Annotated in this window: 19 protein-coding genes and 1 pseudogene; 4 read left to right on the forward strand and 16 right to left on the reverse strand. The window is 41.9% G+C overall.

What is annotated here, in order from left to right; genetic code table 11:
- Positions 1–174 precede the first annotated feature (174 nt).
- Together G4407_RS07160 and G4407_RS07165 are read left to right on the forward strand one after the other, a co-directional pair.
- Positions 175–630, forward strand: coding sequence for a MarR family winged helix-turn-helix transcriptional regulator (locus G4407_RS07160; RefSeq protein WP_173688291.1), 456 nt, complete (start codon positions 175–177; stop codon positions 628–630).
- 4 nt (positions 631–634) lie between these two features.
- Positions 635–1966 (forward strand): MATE family efflux transporter, encoded by a 1332-nt coding sequence (locus tag G4407_RS07165; RefSeq protein ID WP_173688292.1) that lies wholly within the window; start codon positions 635–637, stop codon positions 1964–1966.
- Here the strand turns inward: G4407_RS07165 and G4407_RS07170 are convergent.
- Positions 1963–2223 (reverse strand): annotated as a pseudogene (locus tag G4407_RS07170) (cation:proton antiporter); the annotation flags it as partial. The gene G4407_RS07165 and the pseudogene G4407_RS07170 overlap by 4 nt on opposite strands.
- Positions 2224–2416: 193 nt before the next feature.
- Here G4407_RS07170 and G4407_RS07175 point away from each other — a divergent pair.
- Positions 2417–3949 (forward strand): aminotransferase class I/II-fold pyridoxal phosphate-dependent enzyme, encoded by a 1533-nt coding sequence (locus G4407_RS07175; protein ID WP_274597650.1) that lies wholly within the window; start codon positions 2417–2419, stop codon positions 3947–3949.
- Positions 3950–4217: 268 nt separating this feature from the next.
- On the opposite strand, the gene G4407_RS07180 is transcribed toward G4407_RS07175, so the two are convergent.
- The 5 genes from G4407_RS07180 to G4407_RS07200 form a co-directional block, all read right to left on the reverse strand.
- Positions 4218–5702 (reverse strand): AAA family ATPase, encoded by a 1485-nt coding sequence (locus G4407_RS07180; protein WP_173688293.1) that lies wholly within the window; start codon positions 5700–5702, stop codon positions 4218–4220.
- Positions 5703–5835: 133 nt separating this feature from the next.
- Complete coding sequence (locus G4407_RS07185) at positions 5836–6147, reverse strand: hypothetical protein (protein WP_173688294.1); 312 nt, start codon at positions 6145–6147, stop codon at positions 5836–5838.
- 33 nt (positions 6148–6180) lie between these two features.
- Positions 6181–8973: an AAA family ATPase gene (locus G4407_RS07190; RefSeq protein ID WP_173688295.1), complete on the reverse strand. Its 2793-nt coding sequence runs from the start codon at positions 8971–8973 to the stop codon at positions 6181–6183.
- Complete coding sequence (locus G4407_RS07195) at positions 8970–10106, reverse strand: exonuclease SbcCD subunit D (protein ID WP_173688296.1); 1137 nt, start codon at positions 10104–10106, stop codon at positions 8970–8972. The genes G4407_RS07190 and G4407_RS07195 overlap by 4 nt, the downstream gene beginning before the upstream one ends.
- A gap of 26 nt (positions 10107–10132) precedes the next feature.
- A complete protein-coding gene (locus tag G4407_RS07200; RefSeq protein WP_179963118.1) occupies positions 10133–11881 on the reverse strand; it encodes an AAA family ATPase in 1749 nt (582 codons plus the stop codon).
- Positions 11882–12055: 174 nt separating this feature from the next.
- On the opposite strand from G4407_RS07200, the gene G4407_RS07205 reads away from it, so the two are divergent.
- A complete protein-coding gene (locus G4407_RS07205; RefSeq protein ID WP_173688297.1) occupies positions 12056–13243 on the forward strand; it encodes an MFS transporter in 1188 nt (395 codons plus the stop codon).
- 68 nt (positions 13244–13311) lie between these two features.
- On the opposite strand, the gene G4407_RS07210 is transcribed toward G4407_RS07205, so the two are convergent.
- The 10 genes from G4407_RS07210 to G4407_RS07255 all read right to left on the reverse strand — a co-directional run bounded on the left by G4407_RS07210 (position 13312) and on the right by G4407_RS07255 (position 24679).
- Positions 13312–14184: a class II fructose-bisphosphate aldolase gene (locus G4407_RS07210; RefSeq protein ID WP_173688298.1), complete on the reverse strand. Its 873-nt coding sequence runs from the start codon at positions 14182–14184 to the stop codon at positions 13312–13314.
- Entirely contained in the window at positions 14178–15188 is a 1011-nt protein-coding gene (locus G4407_RS07215; protein ID WP_243259158.1) for a Gfo/Idh/MocA family protein, read from the reverse strand. The genes G4407_RS07210 and G4407_RS07215 overlap by 7 nt, the downstream gene beginning before the upstream one ends.
- Positions 15189–15200: 12 nt before the next feature.
- The gene (gene dhaL / locus G4407_RS07220) at positions 15201–16949 is read right to left on the reverse strand and encodes a dihydroxyacetone kinase subunit DhaL (RefSeq protein WP_173688299.1); all 1749 of its coding nucleotides are present in this window, start codon (positions 16947–16949) and stop codon (positions 15201–15203) included.
- A 26-nt stretch (positions 16950–16975) separates the two neighbouring features.
- Positions 16976–17539, reverse strand: coding sequence for an SIS domain-containing protein (locus tag G4407_RS07225; RefSeq protein ID WP_173688300.1), 564 nt, complete (start codon positions 17537–17539; stop codon positions 16976–16978).
- A gap of 11 nt (positions 17540–17550) precedes the next feature.
- The gene (locus G4407_RS07230; protein WP_173688301.1) at positions 17551–18441 is read right to left on the reverse strand and encodes a sugar phosphate isomerase/epimerase family protein; all 891 of its coding nucleotides are present in this window, start codon (positions 18439–18441) and stop codon (positions 17551–17553) included.
- Positions 18442–18516: 75 nt separating this feature from the next.
- Positions 18517–19524, reverse strand: a complete 1008-nt coding sequence (locus tag G4407_RS07235; protein WP_173688302.1) for an ABC transporter permease — start codon at positions 19522–19524, stop codon at positions 18517–18519.
- A gap of 20 nt (positions 19525–19544) precedes the next feature.
- On the reverse strand, positions 19545–21026 hold the full coding sequence (locus G4407_RS07240; protein WP_173688303.1) for a sugar ABC transporter ATP-binding protein: 1482 nt from the start codon (positions 21024–21026) through the stop codon (positions 19545–19547).
- 97 nt (positions 21027–21123) lie between these two features.
- Complete coding sequence (locus G4407_RS07245; protein WP_173688304.1) at positions 21124–22125, reverse strand: substrate-binding domain-containing protein; 1002 nt, start codon at positions 22123–22125, stop codon at positions 21124–21126.
- Positions 22126–22248: 123 nt separating this feature from the next.
- Entirely contained in the window at positions 22249–23667 is a 1419-nt protein-coding gene (locus tag G4407_RS07250) for an ATP-binding cassette domain-containing protein (RefSeq protein WP_173688305.1), read from the reverse strand.
- A complete protein-coding gene (locus G4407_RS07255; RefSeq protein WP_173688306.1) occupies positions 23642–24679 on the reverse strand; it encodes a sensor histidine kinase in 1038 nt (345 codons plus the stop codon). The genes G4407_RS07250 and G4407_RS07255 overlap by 26 nt, the downstream gene beginning before the upstream one ends.
- Positions 24680–24688 lie beyond the last annotated feature (9 nt).

Genomic DNA, 24688 nt, shown 5'->3' on the forward strand with positions numbered 1-24688 from the left:
AATTTCATATCTGCATTTTTTACGCATTATTCACAGCTCATTTTTCCTTAATCTGCAAAATCTGCACTTGACATAAGTCCGATTTCGGACTATACTCTTTTAAGTATGATTTCGGACTTACTTTATATGGTCGAAAATTCATTCATCTATATAATTATATAAATGGAGGAAATTATGGATTCTACTACACTGATCAGCAAATATTTAAAAGAATACAATTGCTTATATAAAGAAGCAAATGAAATTTACCATGAAGCTGCCCGCAGACTGCATCTGTCTGACAGCGCTTTTGAGATTTTCTATGCACTTTTTGATATGGGTGATAACTGTCTGCAGCGTGATATCTGCAAGGCTTCCTGCCTGCCAAAGCAGACAATCAATTCATCCATCCGGAAGCTGCAGGCTGACGGATATCTCACTCTTTCTCCCGGAAAAGGACGAAGTATGCATATCCATCTTACAGCTTCCGGCAAGAAGCTGATTCAGGAAAAGCTGCTTCCTCTCATCCAGATCGAAAATGATACTTTAGCTTCTTTCAGTCCCGAAGAATGTGAACAGCTTCTGCGCCTGAATGCCAAATATAATCAGGCCTTACGTTCAAGACTTTCTAACCTTGAGGAGTATCTATAAAACTATGAAAATTCAATTATCCGAACACTTTACTTATAAAAAACTTCTACAATTTGTTTTTCCATCTATTATAATGATGATCTTCACATCCATTTACAGTGTGGTTGACGGACTTTTTGTCTCCAACTTCGTTGGAAAAAACGCTTTTGCTGCGGTGAATCTGATCATGCCCTTCCTGATGGGCATCAGCGCTCTCGGCTTCATGATCGGAACCGGTGGTAGTGCCATTGTTGCAAAGACGCTTGGTGAAGGAAAGACTGAAAAAGCCAATGAGTATTTTTCCATGCTCGTCTATATCACTGCTATCGGAGGAATCATTATCGCAATCCTGAGTATGTTCCTTGTAAAACCGGTTGCCATTTTATTCGGTGCAAGTGGTGCACTTCTTGACAACTGTATTTTATATGGACGTATTCTTTGTATTTCATTGCCTGCTTTTATGCTCCAGAACGTATTTCAGAGCTTTTTTGTAACTGCTGAAAAGCCACATCTGGGACTTCGCGTGATCGTGATCGCCGGCGTGACAAATATGGTACTCGACTTTTTATTTGTTGCCGTGCTGCACTTCGGGCTTCCAGGTGCAGGCTTTGCAACTGTATGCGGAGAATTTATCGGAGGACTTTTCCCGTTATTCTACTTCGGACGGAAAAACTCCAGCTTATTAAAGCTCGGGAACACACATTTCCATGGCAGAATCTTATTAAAAACCTGCGCCAATGGTTCTTCCGAGCTTATGACAAACCTTTCCAGTTCAATTGTAAATGCTCTTTATAATATGCAGCTTATGAAATTTGCAGGCGAAGACGGAGTTGCCGCTTACGGAACGATCATGTATGTCAACTTTATCTTTGTTTCAATTTTTCTTGGCTATGCCATCGGAAGTGCCCCGATCGTCAGCTATCACTACGGTGCCAACAATCAGGATGAATTAAAAAATCTTTTTCTGAAGAGCATCCGGCTGATCGGAACATGGGCTGTTTCCCTCTTTGTGATTGCACAGCTCATCGCAACACCACTTGCCACATTGTTTGTCGGCTATGACCATGGACTTTTTGAGCTCACACGCAATGGCTTCCGCCTGTACAGCTTTGCTTTCCTGATCAATGGGTTCAATATTTATGGCTCTGCATTTTTCACCGCATTGAACAACGGTCTGCTCTCTGCGCTGATCTCGTTCCTCAGAACGCTGGTCTTCCAGATGGCTATAGTCCTTCTGCTCCCGCTCATTCTTGGGATCAACGGAGTCTGGTGTTCAGTTGCAATTGCCGAACTTTTAACCTTATGTGTTACCGGAACTTTTATCATACGGAAGCGCAGTACTTATCATTACTTCTAATTTGTCTCTCTGGCAAGCAGTTTTTTGTAGCTTGCGTCCATACCAAGTGCTCCAAGCGGTGCGGTGATCAGAATCGCCAGTACCGCTACGGAGAGCACAATTTTTCCACAGGAAAGTCCCATCGCCATCGGGACTGAACCGATTGCTGCCTGCACCGTTGCTTTGGGCAGATAAGCAATCACGCAGAACAGTCTCTCCTTTTTATTCAGTTTCGTTCCAAGCATACAGATAAATACACCTGCAGCACGGAAAATAAGAGCAAGATAGGTTGAACTTTTTTGAACTCAAATTAAATATTATCATTGAACATTTCTTTTCAAAGTGATATAATCTCTTTAAGTTTTGAACCATATCGTTAATTATGTTAAAATTGAACTTTTTTTATTGAAAGGAGATTTTCCAGTGACAACTTTCTCGGATAGACTAAAACAAGCAATGACAGTACAGAACATGAAACAAATTGATCTGGTGCATAAAGCCGCACAGAGCAATGTGAAATTAGGAAAAAGCCATGTAAGCCAATACGTAAGCGGAAAAACTATTCCAAGAAATGACATTCTTCATTTTCTTGCAGATACACTTCAGGTAGATTCAGATTGGCTTCTTGGTGACAGTCAGGACACCAGCTCTGCCCGAAGAACCGCTTCAGCTGCGTCCGGGGTTTCTTCAGCAAAACCTGTTTCAGACACAGAAAGCGAAAAGCAATCGCTCTCTGTTACCAAAGAGTCAAAACAATCCAATAAAAACAGTACAGGAGATTCCAGTATGTATTCGTTCAAAAAATCATCCAAACTCGATAATGTATTATACGATGTCCGTGGACCGGTTGTAGATGAAGCGGCACGTATGGAAGAACGCGGTACCCACGTACTGAAGCTCAATATCGGTAATCCGGCTCCATTTGGTTTCCGCACACCGGACGAAGTCATCTATGATATGAGCCAGCAGCTTTCCGACTGCGAAGGATACTCTCCTTCTCAGGGACTTTTCTCTGCACGGAAGGCGATCATGCAGTACTCCCAGATCAAAAAGCTGCCGAATGTCACAATCAATGACATTTATACCGGAAATGGTGTCAGCGAACTGATTAACCTGTGTATGTCAGCTCTTCTTGACAACGGAGATGAAATCCTGATCCCTTCACCAGACTATCCTCTGTGGACCGCCTGTGCCACACTTGCCGGCGGCAAAGCCGTTCATTATATCTGCGATGAACAGTCTGACTGGTATCCGGACATCGAAGATATGCGCCGTAAAATCACAGACCGTACTAAAGCTCTTGTAATCATCAATCCGAACAACCCGACCGGAGCACTTTATCCGAAAGAGGTTCTGCAGAAGATTGTTGATCTCGCAAGGGAACATCACCTGATCATTTTCTCAGATGAAATTTATGACCGCCTTGTTATGGACGGAAAAGAACATATTTCCATTGCTTCACTGGCACCGGATCTGTTCTGCGTCACTTTCAGCGGACTTTCCAAATCCCATATGATTGCCGGATTCCGTATTGGCTGGATGGTTCTCAGCGGAAATAAAGCAATCGCAAAAGATTATATCGAAGGAATCAAGATGCTTTCCAATATGCGTCTCTGCTCCAATGTTCCGGCACAGTCTGTTGTTCAGACTGCTCTCTGGGGCAATCAGAGCGTCAACGACTATCTTGTTCCGGGCGGACGTATTTACGAACAGCGCGAATATATTTACAAGGCACTGACTGACATTCCGGGAATCACTGCCGTCAAACCGCAGGCTGCATTTTATATGTTCCCAAAGATCGATGTGAAGAAGTTCAATATTGTAAATGATGAAAAATTTGCACTGGATCTGCTGCAGGATAAGAAGATCCTGATCGTACAGGGAAGTGGATTTAACTGGAAGCAGCCGGACCATTTCCGAGTGGTATATCTGCCACGAATTGAAGTTCTGAAAGAAGCTGTGGGAAAAATTTCTGATTTCCTGAGTTATTATAGACAGGGGTAGAATGATAAGCACCGCCAGAAAAGAAACATAGGGTACGGGTTCCGTTGCACTGGACATTCCGATGAGCTCCCGAAACCGTCAATTGTGTCAGCAATGGCTTCCACAATTGACTGGATCTCATCTCCATAGTGCAAAGTCACCCGTACCCTATGTTTCTTTTCTGGCTCCTTCTGCAATTTTACTGCGTCTATGAATATTAACAGAAATAGAATCTTTTGCCATGTGAAAAATATATGGACTTAATTTACATTTTTATATTTTAATTTTCTTATGAAAGTAATGCTCTCACTGCTTCTCCGTCAAACACAACTTCTTTTACATGATTAACCTCGATCTGATACAGTGCATTTGCTGCAATGTGCTCGGCCGCCTGCTCCAGATCACGGATTCCTGATGTATGGGAGTAAAGTTCAATGATCACATCCAGGGCATCATCTGTCACTGTACACTCATCCTGACGAAGGCTCATTCTCTTCAGAATCTTCGGAAGTGCAAATCTGGAGAAGATAATCTTCTTCTCTTCCGGTGTGTAATCCGGAATATCAATAACCGCAAAACGGGACATGATCGGCGCACTGATCTGATCCTTTTCATTGGCAGTTGCGATTGGGTATACACCAACTGTCGGAACATTACACTCGATATAGTTATCTGTAAATCCAAGGTTATCCAAGAGAGTAAGCAGTACATCCGCCGGATTTCCATTTCCTTTTCCGGATGCCGCTTTATCCAGCTCGTTGATGATAAATACCAGATTGGATTCTCCTGCCGCTGCAAATGCTTCCATAATGATACCCGGTTTTGCGTTGGCATATACACGGGAACTTCCGGTAAGCTGCTCCGGATCATTGATAGAACTCATATCCAGGGTTGTCCACGGAAGCTTCAGGATACGTGCGATCGCATAGGCAATCTGGGATTTACCGGTTCCGGCAGGTCCGATCAGAAGGATTCCGTATGCCGGGAGCGTGTGCGTTCTGTTGATCTGGATGATCGTCTCAATGATTCTCTGTTTAACACGTTCCATTCCATAAAGTTCTTCATCCAGGATTCTTCTTGCCTCATCCGGATCAATAGATTCAAAATAATTGCTCTTCCACTGAATATTCATCATGATTGAAAGAGCTCTCTGCGCATGTCTTCTTTCTTCCGGTGACACTTCATGTGATCTTGCAACAGCAAGGTTTCTTCTTGCCCACAGACGGATATTGTCCGGAAGGGTTCTTCCTGCACAGTTCATAAAATCGGTGATACTCTGCAGACTTGTCAGCTTCATGCTGTCGCCGTCCTCTTCCATTTCCTCATCCACTGCTTCTTCTGTCGGTGCACTGCTTGCGAAAAGACGCTCGATCATGAACTGCAGGAAACCATCTTCAGCTGAAAGCTTGGTTGCCCCACCGAATGCGATCTCCCGGATCTTGTATACTGCATAGCCGTCTGCACGGTTTTCACCGGAAAGACGGACATTGATGTGATTCTCGCCCAGCCATTTGATCAGGCTTACAAATCTCGCATCGATCTGGAGAATGTCCGCACTTACAGTTCCATCCTCTTCATCAAACTCAAAGGATGTCTTCTTGATCGGGTTTGTGAAAACACCGCAGGAATGGTGTTTCCATTTCCGGTTGCTGTTATCAAGAACCAGCATCGGTTTCTCCGCTGTCGCTTCTGTCTCATTCGAGCGGAATGTTGTATAAGTACATTCCGGGGCCTTTTTTTCATCTGGTGTGTGTTTAAAATCAAAAACTGGCATGATTTTTACTCCTTTTTCCTTTTATATTCGCTCTTTCAAATTGTATATTCTTGCATATTTTATGAATAGTCTGTACCTATCTTAACATATTTACTGTATATCTGAAAGATGAAACCTTTTCTTCCTGGCATTTTTATTCACTTAGATTTTTATTTTCCTTCTGCTCCAGTCCTGCAAAAAACAGCTCATAAAAATCATCTTCTCCTTCCAGTTTCGGTGAATTTTCCCCACCTCCATTGGTGCTCCGCTTCATCTCAGCATGAAATTCTTCTCCGGCACAGATCAGCTCCATTTCATAAATCTCATAACCAAGCTCCCTGCATACTCTGCAAAATGCACTGAACGGTTCTTCTTCTTTTCTGGTTGCAAGAAGCTTTTCTTTTATGTCCTCTTCTTTTGCCGCCCGGTGCTGAAGTTCATCCAGCATTCCATAAATATCTGCCATTTTCCAATCTCTCCTTCTCTATCCTTATGCAGATCAGTCAATCTTAAGTTCCACTCTGCTGCCACCTGCTTTTTCTTTTGTTACCACGATCTGTTTATCAATTCTTACCTTCAGTTCCTGCACATGGGAAATGATTCCCACCAGACGGTTACCTTCCGTAAGACCGTTTAGTGCTTTCATCGCCTGTTCCAGCGACTCCTCATCCAACGAGCCGAATCCTTCATCGACAAACATGGTATCCAGTTGGATCCCTCCTGCCGATGCCTGGATCTCATCGGAAAGTCCAAGTGCCAGCGAAAGAGAAGCTTTAAAGGATTCCCCGCCGGAAAGCGTCTTCACGCTTCGCTCAGAACCATTGTAATGATCGATCACATTCAGTTCCAGACCACTCTGGCTCTTCCGGTCATCGGTATTTGTCTGTCTTTTCAGCTCATACTGTCCGCCGCTCATCACCATAAATCTTGTATTTGCACGGGCAATGATCCGGTCAAAATAGTTGGTCTGGATGTAGGTCTCAAACTTGATCTTTTCTTTGGATCCGCCTTTGATCTTTCCATTTACCGTATCGGAAATTTCGCGCACCTGTGTCCAGTTCCGTTCAAGTTCCAGAAGCCTTGCACTCTGCTTATCAATCTCATGCAGGATTTTCTGATTCGTTTCATAGCGAATCTTCAACGTATCCATCTGCTTTTGAAGTTCTTTCTTCGCCCCCGATACTTCCTGCCGCGCCTGTACAAGTTCTTCCATATCAGTCTCTTTATTGCCTGCGATCTGCTTCTCCAGCGTTTTCTTCTTCGTCTTCGCTGCTTCCACCGTCTGGCTGCATTCCCGAAACGCTTTCTGGGCAATATCCAGATTCTTATCCATCTCTTTTTTCCGCTTTTCCAGCTCTTTGATCTGCTGCTCCGCTTCCGCTTTCTCCGGAAATTCCAGTTTGCCACGCACCTTCACAGCCTGCTCCTCTATATTTGCTTTATCCCTCTCAGACACAAGGAGCTGATTCTTTCGCTCCTGCTCCTCCTCCTGAAGCTTTTTCTGCATCTGCTCCAGTTCCGGAATCTCTGTTTCCAGCTTCTGCTTATCTGCCACTGCTTCTTTAGCTACTTCCAGCTTTTTCCGTAAGTCCTTTTCTGCCTCACCGAGTGCATTCATCTGCTGTCCGATGAACGTCAGCGATTTTTCAATCTCTTCTTCCTGTATGCTGCTGTCAAAACTTTTCACACTCTTTTGGATTTCTTCTTCCAACGCTTTTAACTGAACCAGTTTTGCATTTGCGCTAAGGCTCGCATCATTCGTCTTTTTCTCCACATCGGCAGTCTCTTTCCGGTATTTTTCAAGCTCTTCTTTTTCCGGTGCACCTTCCGTCATCTGTGCCGGACATGGATGGTGAATCGATCCGCACACCGGACACGGCTCTCCCGCTTTCAGAACCTTTGCAAGAATCCCCGCCTGCTCGTCCAGAAATGCTCTCTCCATCCAGGCAAGCTGTGTCTTTCGCTCTGTACATTCCTCCTGCATGACAAGGTATGCCTTCTGCGCCTCTTCCACACTTTTCTTCTGTCTTTGGTATCTTTTATATTGAATAAGAATGTCTTCTGCCGCTTCTTTTCTTACTGAAACCTCTTTTTGTTCTGCGGTAACTTTCAGAACTTTAATTTCCGCATCCTTCAGCTGTTCCAGTAAATTCTTTTTCTGTTCCAGCTGCTCCTGCATCTGCGCTTTCTTTTCCTGATACTGGCTTTCCCGGCCCTTTAATATCTCAATCTGTTTCTCAAGCTCTTTGATCTGCTTCTGTAGTTTTTTCAGCTCGTCATACTCTGCAAGCTTTTCCTGCCTCTTTCCAATCTCTTCTGCCAGACGTTCTCTTTCCGGCACTTTTTTCTGTTCTTCTTTCAGTGCCACTTCCAGTTCTTCAAGCTGAGGTATCTTCTCCGCTATCGTCTGCTCCGCTTTTTCCAGTTCCTTTTTCGCACGTTCCACCGCTTCTGCTTTTCCAAGTCTTCGGTTCAATTCCTCCAAATTTTTTTCAATTTCGGTCAGATCCTTCTTCTTTTCTTTGAGTAGCCCGGCATCCTGATCCGTCAGGGTTTCCAACACTTCCAGAACCTTATCCGCATGAACCACTGCTTTGCTCTCCCGGATCTTTTTCACATCCGCAGCAAGCACGTCATCCTCATCACAGCTGATATCCTTCATATACTGCAAAATACTTTTGCTGACATCCTCGTACTGTTCCTGCATTTTGCTGCTTGCATTTTTCATTTTTTCCTGAAATGCAAGATACGGCCTGGTATGGAAAATCTCCCGGAAAATTTTGCTGCGCTCCTCCGTTTTTGAAAACAGCAGCTTCATAAAATCTCCCTGCGCCAGCATTGCAATCTGGGTAAATTGTCCCCGGTCAAGACCGATCAGTTCTGTCACCGCTTTTGTGACCTCTTTTGCCTTTGTGACCGGCAACCTGTCATCCGGAAATTCCAGTATCGCATCCGCTCTTTGCAGCGTCATGCCCTCGCCCCTGTCCTTCGGGCGCATGTACTCCGGATTTCTCCGGATATGATAGATCTGCCCCTGATAGAGGAAATCCAGTTCTATAAAGGTCGGCGTCTTCGGATCCGCATATTTGCTGCGCAGCATCCCCGGCTCTCTTTCATTTCCGCTTGCCTCACCATAAAGCGCAAATGCGATCGCATCAAAAATCGTGGTCTTTCCGGCACCGGTATCACCGGTGATCAGATAAAGCCCCCGCTCTCCAAGTTCATCCAGAATGATCTCTGTCTCTTTTGCATACGGTCCGAATGCAGAAATCGTAAGTTTTATCGGTCTCATCTTTCATCCTCCCATATCTCTTCCATCATTCCTCTGGCAATCTCTTCCTGCTCATCCGTCATCGGCTGGTTGTTCTGAAGCTCATAGAACTCTTTTAAAAGCTCCATCGGGGATTTCTCTTCTACCTCTGCTGTTCCTCTCACCGTCACAGCCGCTCTCGTCCGCAGATTGTCATAAGACAGTTTCATGATATTCGGATAAATCGTTCTGAGTTTCCCGATCGCATCCGGAATATCCTCTTCATCGGTCAGCGTAATATGCAGATAATCGTCCGTTTTCATATCCTTGTAAAAATCCAGCGCAGTCACTTCCATGTAAGTTCCTCTGATCTCCTGCATATCATGTTTCGGCAAAAATGGAATCTGCTGAATATTTATCTTTCCTTTTTCTTCTACATCCACGATGACTACTGACTTTTTCTGGTTAGCTTCGGAAAAGGAATATTTGAGTGGCGTTCCGGAATACCGCACTGTCTCTTTCCCGATCTTCTGCGGTCCGTGGAGATGTCCAAGTGCCACATAATCAAATCCGTCAAATATCGAAGCGTCCACATCATCCAGACCACCCACTGACAGTTCTTCCGAATCACACCTTGCCGCACCGGTCACGAACTGATGCGCAAGCAGGATATTTCGTTTGTCTGTGTCGATCTGCATATGCTGCACTGCCGCATTTACCGCGTCCTGATAGGTGATGATCTCTTCCTCCGGATACACTCTTTTTACCAGAGACGGCTTCACAAATGGAAGCATGTAAATATGGATCTCACCGTACCGGTCACTTATCGTTATCGGTTCTACATCCGACTCAAATACCGGTGAAAGATAGATCTGTCTGCTGCTCATCAGTCTTGAACCGAAAGCAACTCTTTCTGCTGAATCATGGTTTCCACTGATCAGAAACACCGGCAGTTCCCGCGCGGCGATCCTTGTCAGGAAATCATCCAGAAGCCGCACTGCTTCCGCAGACGGAATCACTTTGTCGTAAACGTCACCCGCAATCAGAACAGCTTCCACCTTCTGCTCATCGATAATATTCAGTATCTCTTTTAAAATATATGCCTGATCCTCCAGCATGGAAAATTCATTCACACGCTTGCCGAGGTGCAGGTCTGATAAATGAAGAAATCGCATGGTTTTCTTCCTCCATAAATGCCTGATTAAAGAGTAATCTCTTCTATTTTACAGGTATGTTCTTTCGTTGCTTTTTTGTAATTAATTCCTACTAACAGTACTTCTCCATGATATTCTTTCAGACTCTTCGGATAATTTCTTTTCTTTATCTGAGCAAGCGCAGCCTCTTCCGTCTGATTCCATTTCAGTTCTACAATAATTGCCGGTTTCTCACTTCCTGCTTTTGGATAGAATACAATATCTGCAATTCCTTTTCCTGCCGGAAGTTCTTCCATCTTTGTATAATAATCCTTACTGCTCAGATATGCCATTTTTACAACCGATCTAAGTGCCTGCTCATTATTATAGAAAATTTCTGCTGTATCCTCGTCATGAATTTCATCGATAATGTCTGCTACCGTTTCTCCATCTTTTTTCCAAGTTGCTTCCAGAATATTATCAGAACGGATCACCGCTTTCATAAGCTCCTGTCTGTTTCCATTTTTAATAGCACGGATAAACTCCTGCCGGATTTCCGCATTTGGAATAAATACCGTCCTGTCATCTTCATTGTACGCCAGATATCCGAGATGAATCAGCAAAGTAAGCACATCATCTCTGCTTTTCATGGAAGTCATATCATTTTGGAAGGAACCCGTATCCACTTCACAGGTCGCTCCACCAAGCATATCAATCACAGCATCTTTAAGACCATCAAAATTCAGGTCAATATAATCTCTGAGTGCTTCATAAGTCTCCGTTTTTGTCCAGTAACTGCTGTATTTATTCCGAAGAATTGATTCCATAACGGACTTTGGATTATACGCATGGATTCCTCCGACATAGTATCCGTCATACCACTGCCGCATCACCCGGTAATCTTTTTCATATTTCTGGCAGAGATACTGTACCTCTTCTTCGGTAAATCCAATATATTTCTGCAGGGGACTTGGTTCTACCATCGTATACTCATAAAAATCACTGACTGCCGATTCGTGTCCGTACTTCTTGATCGGTAATATACCAGTCATATAGACGCCTGCAAAAAGCTGGTCTGTCAGACTACTCTTGAACAGGGAACGAAGCAGTAAAATATAAGAATCCAGAATTGTCTCTTTTCCTTTGCACTCGCGGAACATAGCATCCCATTCATCAATAATAAGGATTATCTTCTCTCCGGTAATTTTGTAAATCATACAAAGTGCATCCAGAAGCTTTGACTGCCCTTTTACTACCGGATATGCTTTTGCCAGATCTTCTATGATTTCCCGCTCCATCTGTTCTACCAACGTATCATCCTGCTTCATTGTAGACAAAAACAAAGTAATATCCAGATAAATCACATCGTAATGATTGAGATATTTTTCAAAAGTCGCATCCCTCGAAATCTCAAGATCCGAAAATAATTCACGGGAATCACACCCTTTACTATAGTATGCACACAGCATCTTTGTCGCAAAAGATTTTCCGAAACGTCTCGGTCTGCTGACACAGATCAGCTTCTGTGGCGTATTCAGACAACGGTTTACAAATGCGATCAGACCGGATTTATCAATATATTCACTATTTCGGATGGTGGAAAATCCTTCATTCCCAAGATTCAGGTATTTTTCACCAATTAGATCTGGCTGTTTTTCACCAGATCTTTTTGATTCATATACGGCATCTTCCGGTATCATCCAACGCTGTCCTTTTTTTACTGCACCATATATTTGTCCGCTTTTGCACAGCGCATTTACCTGACGTTTTGAAAGATTCCATTTATCTGCTGCCTGTAGAGATGTTATATATTCCATTGAATTCATCCTTTCTGACTTAATTTCTGTTATTCTAATTATAACCGGGAAGTGGGAAGTAAGCAATGCTTACTTCCCACTTCTCTATATATTTCTTTCTTTATAAATTCATGTATGATATACTAAAGAATAACTGTATTTCATTCACAAATATTATCAAAAAAAGATACACTCATGAAACCATTTTATAAAAGCAAAAACTTACTTTTTTACACACTATATACGGTACTAACTTCCATCGCCCTGACCCGCGGAATTTTTCTGCTGTTTTTAACCCACAAAGGTTTAAGCGTTTCCGAAGTGGCACTTTATTCCATTGTGTTAAATATTTCCATCACCATTTTTGAAATACCTACCGGCTATTTTGGTGATAAATTCGGAAAACGTAACTCCCTGATGCTCGGATGCTTTTTACTCGCACTTCATTCATTTACAATGATAATCTCCAAAAAACCGGTTGCTTTTATGATTCTAGCAGGATTGGAAGGATTTGCCTACACATTTGTCACCGGTAGTAACAGTGCATTATTATATGATATTTTAAAAAGAGAGCATACTGAAAATGACTATTTGAAAATAAATTCAAAAGTTCTTTCACTTGAATCACTGATAATTGGTATTTCAATCTTTATCGGTGGAGAACTGGCTGCATGTTCATGGAACCTTGTCTACGAAATTCAAATAGTTACCATGCTTTTTGCAATTGTATTTCTGCGAAATATTGATGAACCGAAACATAATTCAAAAGCAGTTCATCTTAAAACAGATTTCAAGAAATACAGACCGGGAACGATTTTATGCTTTTTCATCCTCATTTCCAGCATAACAGATGGTATATTTGGCGGATATTATAATATGAATCAGCTATTTTTGGACCGAATTCACATCAATATTTCAACAATTGGATTTTTCTTTTCCGCATCGTATTTTATCAATTCAGTAGCCTACCTGTTAGTTGGATTTATTTTGAAAATATTAAATCACAAACAGGTATTTATATATGGTTTATTCATACAGGGATTTCTGTTTCTGCTATTGATGCACATGAAAAATCCTTCTGTTTTCCTGATTTTTACAATTATTGCCTGTTTTATACCGGAAATACTTTTTACTGTTTCTGACAGTATTATCCAGGACTATATAGACTCCAAATATCGTGCCACTATCTTGTCCGTTGTTTCTATGCTGCGCACTTGCACCACTGCTCTGTGCTATGGAATTATGGGAAAGGTATTTGATCAGATTTCTCTTGGATTTTTCTTTTTGGGACTCGCTGCTGTTACACTGATTTTTGCAGGGTTGTCAGTTGTTGCCTGGTTAATACTAAATTATTCAAAATTTCATGCTAACAATAAATGTTAAAAAAGCCGCATGGAAAAACTTTCGTTTTTTCATGCGCCCCTTCACAAGATTGTATCCCTAATATTTACTTAAAAACATCCATCAGATCCAAAAATCTTCATTGCACTTTCCACGTTCGCCTGCATTGCAGTCACTCCAGCTCTAGCTATCTCTTCAAAAAACACTGCATCTGTTTCCTTCTTATCATTCAGATACTGCATCACACCTTTTCCACCCGCCAGCGATAAATATGTATAATAGTTAATCTTGCAGATTCCATTTTTAATCGCAGTTTTATACTCTTCTTCGCTTAAGCCGGAACCACCGTGCATCACATACGGGATATCTTTCGCATTTTTTATCAGAGTAATCCGATCCAGATCCAGCACCGGCTTTTCTGTATAAATACCATGTGCTGTTCCAAATCCAATTGCAAGTGCATCCACTTCTGTTTTTTCAATAAATTCTTTTGCCATTGCAGGATCCGTATATGCTTCTTCACGCGTATAGGATTTTCCGCTTCCTTCCGCCGCACCTGCTTTTGAAGTCAGGATATGACCAAGCTCTGCTTCTACAGAAGCCCCCTTTTTATGTGCATATTCTACAACAGTCCTTGTCTCCTGAACATTGTCTTCAAACGGCTTTGCAGATGCGTCATACATCACCGAAGTAAATCCCATATCGACAGCATGCCTGCAGCTTTCAATACTTGCACCATGATCCAGATGTACAACAACCGGAACCTTTGCCGCTTTTGCAAGCTGTAGCATAACAGGTCCGATCACATCAATGGAAATCAGATGTCTGTGTGAATCCGCATACTGCAGAATCACAGGGCTTTTCAGCTCCTCTGCCGCAGCTATAATCGCCATTCCGGATTCCAGAGATGTACAGTTAAATGCACCAACTCCATATTTTTCCTGTTTTGCTTTTTCAAGCACTTCCTTTAAGGTTACTAACATGATCTTCCTCCTGCATCTTCAAATGCGCGGTCCAGAATCGAAGCATTCAGCAACGTCTCTTCTTTTGAGACAAGAGGTTTCTCGCCCTCCCGGATACATCTGCCAAACTGTTCAATCTCAAGCATATAGTTATCTGGGCAGAATACCATATATTCCGTCTTTTTCTCGTCCAAAATTTCTACATTATTTACCACACCTTCTGATGTAACTGTAAATTTCTGCACATATCTGCAGTTGAAATTGCACGGAACTTCGATCCGTCCCTTTTCACCTACCACTGCATAATAACCTCTGGAATAAGAATTCAGTGAAGAATAGCTTGCTGCCTGTGTTCCATCTTCATACATCAGAAGTGTTGTATTACTTACATCCACACCTCTCTCCGGATCCATCTCTGCCAGTGCTTTTACCTTCACCGGTTTTTTTAAGTCCATCAGATAGCTGATCGTGCTGATATTGTAGCATGCCATGTCATAGAATGAACCGCCTCCGAGCTTCTGGTTCATACGGATATTTGACATATCAGTAAGTACATCTGTCAAATGTGACTCAATATATTTCACTTTTCCGATTTTGCCCTCATCGATCACTTCTTTTACTTTCTGAACCAGTGGCGCATGCCGGAAAGCAAATGCTTCCATGAGCAGAACTCCATGCTCTTCACAGATTTCATACATTTTCTCAGCTTCTTTTGCATTCAATGCCAGAGGCTTTTCACAAAGAATATGTTTTCCTGCTTTTGCTGCCTTTTCTACCCACTCAAAATGCATGGAATTCGGAAGTGGGATATAGACAGCTTCCACATTCTCGTCTGCCAGAAGTGCGTCATAGCTGTCGTATGCTTTTTCAGCTCCGTACAATTTCTGAAATGCCTCTGCCTTTTCTTTTCCTCTGCTGGCAACGGCGTAAAAACTGGCATTCTCTGTCTGTAAAAGTCCCGGAATGGTTCTTACCTTTGCAATTGCTGCGCAGCCAAGAACGCCCCAGTTAATTTTCTTTTCCATCTCCATCACCTATTATGCGAGTTTTCCTTCTACAAATTCTCTCATTCCCTGGAAAATCAGATATACAGAAGTTGCTCCTGCATCCTGATGTCCTATTGCTCTTTCAAGCAGAGATTTTGCACGTCCGAATTTTGCAACATATTTCTTTGTATTTTCAACACCCTGTTTTGCACCTTCTTCTGCTGCTTTTAACATTTCAAGAAGTCCTTTGTCTGCATTTGCCGCAAGAGCATCGACAGCCGGTGAAAGTGCATCTACCATGGTCTTATCGCCAACTTCTGCTCCTCCTCTTTCCTGAATTGCAGCAAGGCTCTTCTTTTCCATATCAGCCAGATCTTTTGCTGTGATCACTGCCTGCGGATCCATTCCCTTTGCACCTGCCAGATACAGGCTTCCGAAAATAACACCTGAAGCACCGCCCATAGACATCAGCATTGCCTGACCTGCGGTTTCAAACAGCTGGTAAGCATTCTCTTCACCCTGCATTTTGAGCAGTTTTTTCTTTGCTTTCTGCATACCGCCTGCCATGCCGATTCCGTGATCTCCATCACCAATCGCACTGTCAATTTCTGTCAGGTATGGTTTATTTGCAATAATCTTATCTGCAATATAAAGAAGCATGTTTCTTGTATCTTCTGCATTTAATTCTGTAAGTTCGCCTTCTTTGCTTCTCACAATCTCTGCCGGTTCTACATCATTTTCATCGAACTCGATTTCTTCATCTTCTCCGTCATCTTCAACGGTCTCACCAGATACAGATCCTTTTGCATAATATGGTGAATAGCACGGTGCATCATAATATGGTTTCAGTTCATCATCCAGTTTCAGGAATGTGATTGAAAATCCACCCATTTCCATACAGGTACAATAGGTCTTGATTTCTGTATCGTAGATCTTAAGTCCATCCTTGTGCATACGTTTATGTAATTCATAAAATACAAGGTTCAGTTCAAGAAGTGGTGTAGATCCAAGTCCATTGACCAGAACTGCGATTTCATCGCCTTCTTTTAATCCCATCTCTTCTTTCAGCTCTTTGTACATACGGTCAACCATATCACTGCAAGGCATCATCTTTGTACGTTCAATTCCCGGTTCACCGTGAAGTCCCATACCAAATTCCATCTCATCGTCTGCGATTTCAAATGTCGGTTTGTCATTTCCCGGAAGTGTTCCAGGTGATGTTGCAAGTCCGATGGTATTTGTATTATCTCTTGCTTTTTCTGTAATGCGGACAACCTCTTCCAGACTGAGTCCCGCATCACATGCAGCTCCGGCAATCTTAATGGTGTATACATCTCCGGCAATACCACGGCGGTCTGTAATTCTTTCCTTCGGTGCTGATGCAAAATCATCCCACTCACGAACATGTGCCGTCTTCATTCCTTCTGCCTGGCACATTTCTTCTGCCATATCAAAGTTCAGGTTATCTCCTGCGTAGTTTCCATAAACAAAGAGGACACCTTTTCCCTGGTCAACTGCTTTTGCAGCTTCCATGATCAGTTCCGGATTCGGGGAAGCACATACATTTCCACACGCAACAGCATCTGCAAGTCCTGCTCCGCAATATCCGGTAAACAGCGGTTCATGTCCGCTTCCACCACCGATTACAAGTGCAACTTTATCTTTTCTGTGTCCTTTATAAGTAAATGCATTGTATTCGCCAACTTTTTTATAATACTTTCTATATGCCATCAGATATCCTGCAAGGCTTTCTTCCACAACATTTGATACGTCTTTATTTAAAATTTTCTTTGTTCCCATTTATAATGCCTCCTTATCCCTTATCGCTATTCAACATTTCGATGATTCTTTGACATTTTTTCAAAAGTAAGATCCGGTGTCTCATCTACAATTGTCATGATGATGATATCAAATAATATCAGCAGACACTGTTCAAACAGATTTCCCATTGGCTGGAAAGACGGAACCACATCATCCGTTCCTCTGTAAACTGCAGCCGGAACAAAAAATACCTTATCCGCAACATTTTTTGCAGTGTCACCGCTTGGTGATCCGGTCACGACATAGATCATAGCTCCCGCTTCTTTTGCACGTTCACAGATATAATTGATATGTCCGATACGTCCATCCCCAAGGGTTGCGATCAGAAGATCTCCTTCTCCGATCGACGGGGTTGTGTCGTCCCAGATCCAGTGGATCTCTTTTCCCATATGCATCAGTCTCATGGCAAACGCTCTTGTCGCCATACCTTCCCGTCCGACACCGATCAGGAAAATCCGGTCATGCGCCTTTACTTCATCAATAAACTCACGCATATTCTGCTGATCCACTCTTTCGAATACCTGCCTGTATTCTTCGAGAATTTTTTCATACGTTTCTTTGTAATCCATCCTGTGCCTCCTTAACATCCAAGCTCTTTATGAAGATAATCCATTGTCTTTTTCATTCCTTCATAAACGGCATCGTCATCATCTTCAAAAATAGTTACAACTTCCAGATACTGTGTAATATTATCCAGTCCGGCTCCGGTTGTGGCTCTCTTAATAAGCTCCGGTGTAATAATTCCTTCTTCATGGGTGAAATCCCAGTGTCTGTCCCACAACCCGTCTGTCTGCTGTAAATGGATTGATCCAATATACGGAGCACATTTATTAAACCAGAGTTCAATATCTGCTTCTTCTTTCAGAAGTGGTTTATAAAGGGCATGTCCCCAGTCAACCAGCAGTTTGATCGGAATATCTGTACCTTCCAGATCCTGCATCATTTTCACAGATACTTCCGGACTGTGTGGAAATTCTGTAATCAGCGGGGTTGCTTCAATATGGATTTCTTTCAGACCTTTTACTTTGCCATATTCAGCAAGCTGTCTCAGATAATTCAGCATATCCTGGTAAAGTTCTTCCCGTCTTTCCGGGTTTCTTGCATCTTCATAATCCATTCCACCAACCGGTGTTCCCATTACACTTGCACCCATTTCAACTGTCATATCAATGGCTCTCTTGAAAAAGGTAAATGCAACATCTCTCTGAACTTTTGACGGTGCAAGAAGATGTGCATAAGAGTAAGATGCAAGTCCTCCAAATGTTGCATCAATACTGACACCTGCTGCTTCAAATGCATCTTTATACTGATATACCATGACATCTCTCTGTTTCTGCGGCCACCACGGATCAATCAGATCCCAGCTAAACTGCACGTGATCCACACCAAAATCTTCTTTTACCATCTTTGCCAGTTTTACCGGATCCATCCAGCGTTTTACTGCAAATGATAAGTTTAACCCCAATCTCATCTGAAAAATACCTCCTTCTTAGTCGTAAGACTGGCAGCACCATGTCAAACTGCCAGTCCTATATGCATTTAAAATTTAGTTCAATTTAATCTTTTTCTGTCTGTTTTCACGAACGATATCGGAAATAGAACTGAAGGAAATAGCAAGTACTACAACGATACCGCTGACTGCTGACTGCCAGTAAGAGTTAACACCGAACAGTACAATGATGTTCTGGATAATTGTAATGACTGCTGCTCCGATCAGGGCTCCTGCCGGATTACCAACACCACCTGTAAGTGATACACCACCGATTACAGATGCTGCGATCGAGTTCATTGGCCAGTCTTCACCGATTGCTGTCTGGGCTGAACCAAGACGGCATACATACAGAAGACCTGCAAGTGCTGAGATAAGACCCACCAGTGAGTAGATCATAACACGAATGCGATCTACTTTGATTCCAAGAATCTTAGCAGCTTCTTTACTATTACCAATTGCATAGATGTAGCGACCTGTTTTTGTCTTCTTAACCATGAATAAGATTAAGATCAATACAATAATACAGATAATGAACGGAATCGGAATTGGTCCGACAGACTGTTTTCCAAGTGCCTGTGTATCAGACGGAATACCGGTAACTGCTTTACCTTTTGTGATAACCAGGTTGATACCACCATATACACCCTGCATACCGATTGTAGCAACCATAGAGTTCAGACGGAGACGTGTGATGATAATACCGTTGATAAATCCAAAAATAAGTCCGAGAATTAATCCGATTACCAGGCAAAGCCATGGGTTTAATCCTACATTTACCATTAACATACCTGTTAAGATACCAGACAGGCAGGCAATCTTACCTACAGATAAGTCCAGTTCTCCAACTAACAAAAGCAGTGACTGCGCAATACCGATCATGCCGACAAATGCCAGATCTCGAAGTACAGACTGTAAGTTATACACATTTAAGAAGTATGGTGACACAATACTTGCAATAATAATCATAACCACCAGTATTGCCGCCATCGCTGTCATATTACTTTTCTTTAATGCACTGATAAATGCATTTCCAGATTTTTGTTTTGTATTTTCTTTACTCATAATTAAACTTCCTCTTTCATCTAAGAATCTACACCAATAATTGCTCCAAGAATAGCCTGCTGCTCTGTGTACTCATCGAATTCTCCGGCGATCCTGCCTTCATACATTGCAATAACTCTGTTCGAGCACTTCTTAATCTCTTCCATCTCAGATGAAATCATGATAATTCCGATCCCCTCTTCTTCTGCAAGCTTCTTCATGAGACGATAAATCTCCGTTTTCGTTCCTACATCAATTCCCTTTGTCGGCTCATCAAATACCAGAAGCTTTGGCTTGCATGCCATCGCACGTCCGATAATGACTTTCTGCTGATTACCACCTGACAGGAACTGGATTTCTTTATCTGCCCCTGGTGTCTTTACGTCATACGTCTCTATGACATTTTTTGCCAGCTCATTTTCTTTCTTTCTGGAAATACTGATTCCACTTTTCAGTTCATCAAGAACAGAAACTGAAATATTATCTCTGATAGAAAGCACCGGTAAAATTCCCTGTTTTTTGCGTTCCTCCGGCAGGTAGATAAATCCATGTTTAACGGAATAATTGGTATCTCCTAATTTCCAGTCCTCTCCGTCCAGCTTAACGGATCCTTTATACACTGGCAGATATCCGAAGATTGCCTGCATTACTTCACTTCGTCCCGCACCGACCAGTCCTGAAAATCCAAGGATTTCTCCTTTTTTCAGCTTGAAACTTACATTTGTAAATTTTTCTCCTGTAAGTCCGTCAACTTCCAGCAGCACCTCATCTGATACCTTTGTGGAGTAGAAACGTTCATTCTGATCCAGTTCACGGCCGGTCATCTGTTTGATAACCCATCCGGTATCTACATCCTTGATCTCTGAGTATGCAACTTTCTTACCATTACGGAATACCGTAATTACATCTGCAAGCTGGAAGATTTCTTCCAATTTATGTGAAATGAAAATAATTGCCTTATTTTCTTTTCTTATTTTCTCTACTATATCAAACAAAATTTCTGTGTCCCTGCTTGTCAGACTGGTTGTCGGCTCGTCAAGCATCAACACTTCATAATCTTCATGTACGGTTGCACGGGCAATCTGTAACAGCTGCTGTGAAGAAATAGATATATCCTTTACCAGCTCATTCGGTTTTACAGGAATTGAGAATTTTTCCAGAATCGGAATTGCCCGTTCCTCAATTTCCTTTTGATTTACAGTTCCTTTGATCCCTGATTTTTCATACGGAATAAATAAATTTTCAGCAACAGACATATATCCAAACAGGTCAATTTCCTGTGGGACGTATGCAATCTTGTCGAAAAGTGCTTTATTCTTCATCGCATTTTCGCCACCGATCAGAACTTCTCCTTCTTCCGGTTCATATACTCCGGTAAGACATTTGATCAGTGTACTTTTTCCCGCTCCGTTTTCTCCGATGATCGCATGAATTTCTCCTGGTTCAAAGGCTACATCTACTGAATCCAGGGCGATAACTCCCGGAAACATCTTTGTAATATTTTTCGCCTCTAATATTTTCATAGATATGCTCCTCACTCAAAAAGCGGGGACGAGCAACTTGAGTATATCGAGTTACAAGTCCCCGCTTAATAGTCATTCTAAATCTTTTTCACTTTTACTATTTAGCGCTAACGGTTTCGATCCATTCATCAATGTTTTCTGATGTGATACGTCCGATTCCTGTATCAACATTTGCCGGAAGTGGCATTCCCTGAGATGCCTGATATGCCATCAGCACTGCGTACATTCCCTGTTCCTGTGGAAGTGTTGAAGATGTAGCTGTGATTGTTCCTGTCTTAACATAATCAAGAATTTCAATCAGGTTGTCCATTGCTACGAATGTTACTTTGTCCTGCATACCTTTTTCTTCGATTGCTGCTGCAACACCAGATCCGCATGCATCACAGTTAAGGTATCCTGTAAGGTCAGGATTTGCCGCAAGTACCGCTGCTGCCTGAGACTGAGCTGTTTCAACGTTGTCATTGTCAATACCACCATCGATTACTTCGATATCCGGATATTTAGCAAGTGCATCTAAGTGAGCCTGATATCTTTCAGCATGGTTAGGAGCTGTCGGAGCACCCTGCATAACTGCAACTTTTCCTTTTGTTCCCATCTTTTCAACAAGCATATCAACAGCGATTGTTGCCTGTTCTGCGAAATCGTTACCTACTGATGTAAGTCCGCTTCCTTCTGGTGTAGGAGCATCAAATAAGATAACCGGAATATTTCTGTCCTGGATTTCTTTGATGATATCAGCACTTCCGTCATAGTCAACCGGGTCAAGCAGGATTGCTGTCGGGTTTGTTGCTGATGCCTGTTCCAGTGTTGAGTTCTGTGCAGATACTTCTGCTGATTCTGGAGCACGGTAATCAATCTTAACTTCTACTCCAAGCTGTTCAGAAAGAAGATCTGCCTCTTTCTGAGCACCTTTGTTTACTTCATCGAACCATGCATGCACACATTTTGGAACAACAACGAAAGTCATGTCTTCTGCTTTTCCAGCTTTACCACTTTCTGCTTTTGCTGATGAGTCTGAGCTTCCGCTTGAACCACATCCCATTGCCATCGTTGCAACCATAGCTGCTGATAACAGTACTCCAATAATTTTCTTTTTCATTTCCGTTTCCTCCTTTTACTCTTTGTCTTTCGAGTTCCCTCTTGGAATGATTACATTATAAAATCATAAAGTGTCTTTTCCAATGTGAAAAAATTTAGAATAAGTGTGAGGATTTTTAGGATATTATCTGATTCGTATGATTCGATCGGAAATATCTTCCACATATTCCTCTCTTGTATTTACAATAACGACTGCTGTTCCCTTATTCGAGAATTTTTTGACATATTTTTTCACTACTGCCACATTATTTGCATCACATAAGGCAAAAGGTTCAAACAAGATCAACACATTCGGGTTAAAAATATACCACCTCTCAAGCGTCATGCGGATTCTTTCATTGCTTCCAAGTTCTTCCATTTTGATATTTTTTATGTTCTGCTCTTCTCCCAATTCTTCCAGCATCATCTTGCGGATTCCTCTGGAGGTTCTTAGATAGTCCCAAAAAGAAATCTTTTTGAGTGATGGCAGCATAAGATTTTCTTCTACAGTCATATGTTCAAATACTTCTTCCCGGCTTCCAAGTGCACGGATCGATACTATCTTTTCCCCTGCAATTTCATAACAGTCCATATTTTCATGACGTTTTCCGTTAAGTATATAATATGTATCCCCGCTTTGTTCGCGTCCGGATAATGTCAGAAAAATCTGTTCCTTTTCTCTTCGTCCCTGCACAAGAATCGTAACAACTTCTCCCTTTATAAAATCGAATGTTTCTTTATAATCTTTACGGATTTTCAGATTTCTGACCCGGTATACCACATCATCGTCATATCCCGGAGATTCTGTGCCTGCAAAAACATTGCTTTTTGCTGACACTTCACTATTTCCCAACAAATACTGTTCCAGCTGTTCTTCTGTTTTTATGTACTCCCGTGCACATTTTTTTACGATATGTCCTTTATTGAATATCACATATTTATCAGACAATGCAGATGATATGAAATTAGAATTACTGTTAATGATCACGCCCATTTTTCCCGCTATCAGCCGGTGCATAATCTTTCCGAATTTTATAATGTCATCCTGACTCATTCCCTCAAATTCATCTTCAATAATCACAATCTTCGCACCTTGCCGATATGCTTTTACAATATCCACAATTCGCTTTTCACTTTCCGAAAGCTTCTTCATCCGTTCTGATACCTCAATCATCAGATCAAATTCAGAAAACAGTTCTTCTGCCTCTTCTTCTAACCTGCTTCTTCTCCAGAATGCTCCTGACCATCCCGAATCTACAAGACACAGATATTCTGCTACCGTCCAGTCTTCAATAATATAATTATCCGGACGAAGGCAGTATATCTTTTGGTTAAGAATCTCCCAGTCATCTATTTTCTGTCCATCTATATAAATCGTTCCGACTCTTTTTCCTTCCGTAAGTTTCCCCCTCAAAACACCGGAAAGTAAATCTTTCCCAGAATAAGTAAGCCCGAGAAATCCTATGCATTCTCCTTCCAGAATACAAAACGACACATTCTCGAGCTTTCTTGTTGGGGTATATGTACAATTTAAGTGATTAATTCTTAGTAATTCTTTTTTCATCAATAATCCCCTGGCTATTTTTATCATTTACCGGAATCGTAATCTCCACGTCCGTTCCCTGTCCAACTGTACTGTATACATTTACACCATATTCTTCTCCGAAGAGAAGACGAATCCTTTTATGAATATTTGGAAGCGCAATTCCGGTATTCCGGTGATTACGTTTCTCTTCCTCATCCAGATCCACATTATCCATCTGGATTCTGGCATTTAATTCTTTTAGTTTCTTACTGTCCATTCCCTTTCCATTATCAGAAATTGTGAGAATTAAATTCTGATCTGTAACGATCACTTCTATCGTAACCTTTCCGCCTTCCAGTTTTTCTTCAAGACCATGGAAAATTGCATTTTCCACGATCGGCTGAATGATCAGCCTCGGTATCATAAAATTATATGCCTCTTCATCTTCCTCATCTATGACTACTTCCATTGAGAATCGGTTATTAAAACGGTATCTCTGGATCAGCATATAATTCTCAATATTCGCCAGTTCATCACGGAGCGTTACCAGATTCCCTTTCCGGCTAATGCTATACCTGAAAAATGCCGACAAAGCTTCTACCATTTTGGCAATTTCCATATTGCCGTCAATCAGTGCCTGTCCTCTGATACACTCCAGCGTATTATATAAAAAATGCGGATTAATCTGGCTCTGCAATGCAGTCAGTTCTGTCTGTTTATTCAGAATCTGTGCATTATTTTTTCTTGTTTTGCAGGCAGCATACTGATTTACCAGCCTGTATACCTGTTTTTCAAATGGAATACCCGATGTCGGTATCCCCATCTCTTCTTTTTCAAAATCCATCTCATTAAAACTGTCTAAATTCTTTGAGAAAATCTGAAGCGGATAAACAATCACGATCACCAGATAATCGACCAGTATAATCTGTACGATTGCGATCAGCATAAAAATATTCTCGGAATGCCATCCCATAAATGCCATGATCAGTACGATCAGGCTGAAAATCATGTCTGCTAAAATTACTCTTTCAAACTTCTTAATAAATCCCATCACATCAGT

This window comes from Allocoprococcus comes (genome assembly GCF_013300725.1).
Lineage (GTDB): Bacteria > Bacillota > Clostridia > Lachnospirales > Lachnospiraceae > Allocoprococcus > Allocoprococcus comes_A.

Excerpts from the sequence above, each read along its gene's own strand:
- G4407_RS07160 (WP_173688291.1), top strand. The coding sequence starts at position 175 with ATGGATTCTACTACACTGATCAGCAAATATTTAAAAGAATACAATTGC.
- G4407_RS07185 (WP_173688294.1), bottom strand. The coding sequence starts at position 6,147 with ATGGCAGATATTTATGGAATGCTGGATGAACTTCAGCACCGGGCGGCA.
- G4407_RS07235 (WP_173688302.1), bottom strand. The coding sequence starts at position 19,524 with ATGAGTAAAGAAAATACAAAACAAAAATCTGGAAATGCATTTATCAGT.
- G4407_RS07205 (WP_173688297.1), top strand. The coding sequence starts at position 12,056 with ATGAAACCATTTTATAAAAGCAAAAACTTACTTTTTTACACACTATAT.
- G4407_RS07200 (WP_179963118.1), bottom strand. The coding sequence starts at position 11,881 with ATGGAATATATAACATCTCTACAGGCAGCAGATAAATGGAATCTTTCA.
- G4407_RS07225 (WP_173688300.1), bottom strand. The coding sequence starts at position 17,539 with ATGGATTACAAAGAAACGTATGAAAAAATTCTCGAAGAATACAGGCAG.
- G4407_RS07250 (WP_173688305.1), bottom strand. The coding sequence starts at position 23,667 with ATGAAAAAAGAATTACTAAGAATTAATCACTTAAATTGTACATATACC.
- G4407_RS07195 (WP_173688296.1), bottom strand. The coding sequence starts at position 10,106 with ATGCGATTTCTTCATTTATCAGACCTGCACCTCGGCAAGCGTGTGAAT.
- G4407_RS07190 (WP_173688295.1), bottom strand. The coding sequence starts at position 8,973 with ATGAGACCGATAAAACTTACGATTTCTGCATTCGGACCGTATGCAAAA.
- G4407_RS07255 (WP_173688306.1), bottom strand. The coding sequence starts at position 24,679 with ATGGGATTTATTAAGAAGTTTGAAAGAGTAATTTTAGCAGACATGATT.
- G4407_RS07240 (WP_173688303.1), bottom strand. The coding sequence starts at position 21,026 with ATGAAAATATTAGAGGCGAAAAATATTACAAAGATGTTTCCGGGAGTT.
- G4407_RS07215 (WP_243259158.1), bottom strand. The coding sequence starts at position 15,188 with ATGGAAAAGAAAATTAACTGGGGCGTTCTTGGCTGCGCAGCAATTGCA.
- G4407_RS07175 (WP_274597650.1), top strand. The coding sequence starts at position 2,417 with ATGAAACAAATTGATCTGGTGCATAAAGCCGCACAGAGCAATGTGAAA.
- G4407_RS07165 (WP_173688292.1), top strand. The coding sequence starts at position 635 with ATGAAAATTCAATTATCCGAACACTTTACTTATAAAAAACTTCTACAA.
- G4407_RS07245 (WP_173688304.1), bottom strand. The coding sequence starts at position 22,125 with ATGAAAAAGAAAATTATTGGAGTACTGTTATCAGCAGCTATGGTTGCA.
- G4407_RS07210 (WP_173688298.1), bottom strand. The coding sequence starts at position 14,184 with ATGTTAGTAACCTTAAAGGAAGTGCTTGAAAAAGCAAAACAGGAAAAA.
- G4407_RS07230 (WP_173688301.1), bottom strand. The coding sequence starts at position 18,441 with ATGAGATTGGGGTTAAACTTATCATTTGCAGTAAAACGCTGGATGGAT.
- G4407_RS07180 (WP_173688293.1), bottom strand. The coding sequence starts at position 5,702 with ATGCCAGTTTTTGATTTTAAACACACACCAGATGAAAAAAAGGCCCCG.
- dhaL (WP_173688299.1), bottom strand. The coding sequence starts at position 16,949 with ATGGGAACAAAGAAAATTTTAAATAAAGACGTATCAAATGTTGTGGAA.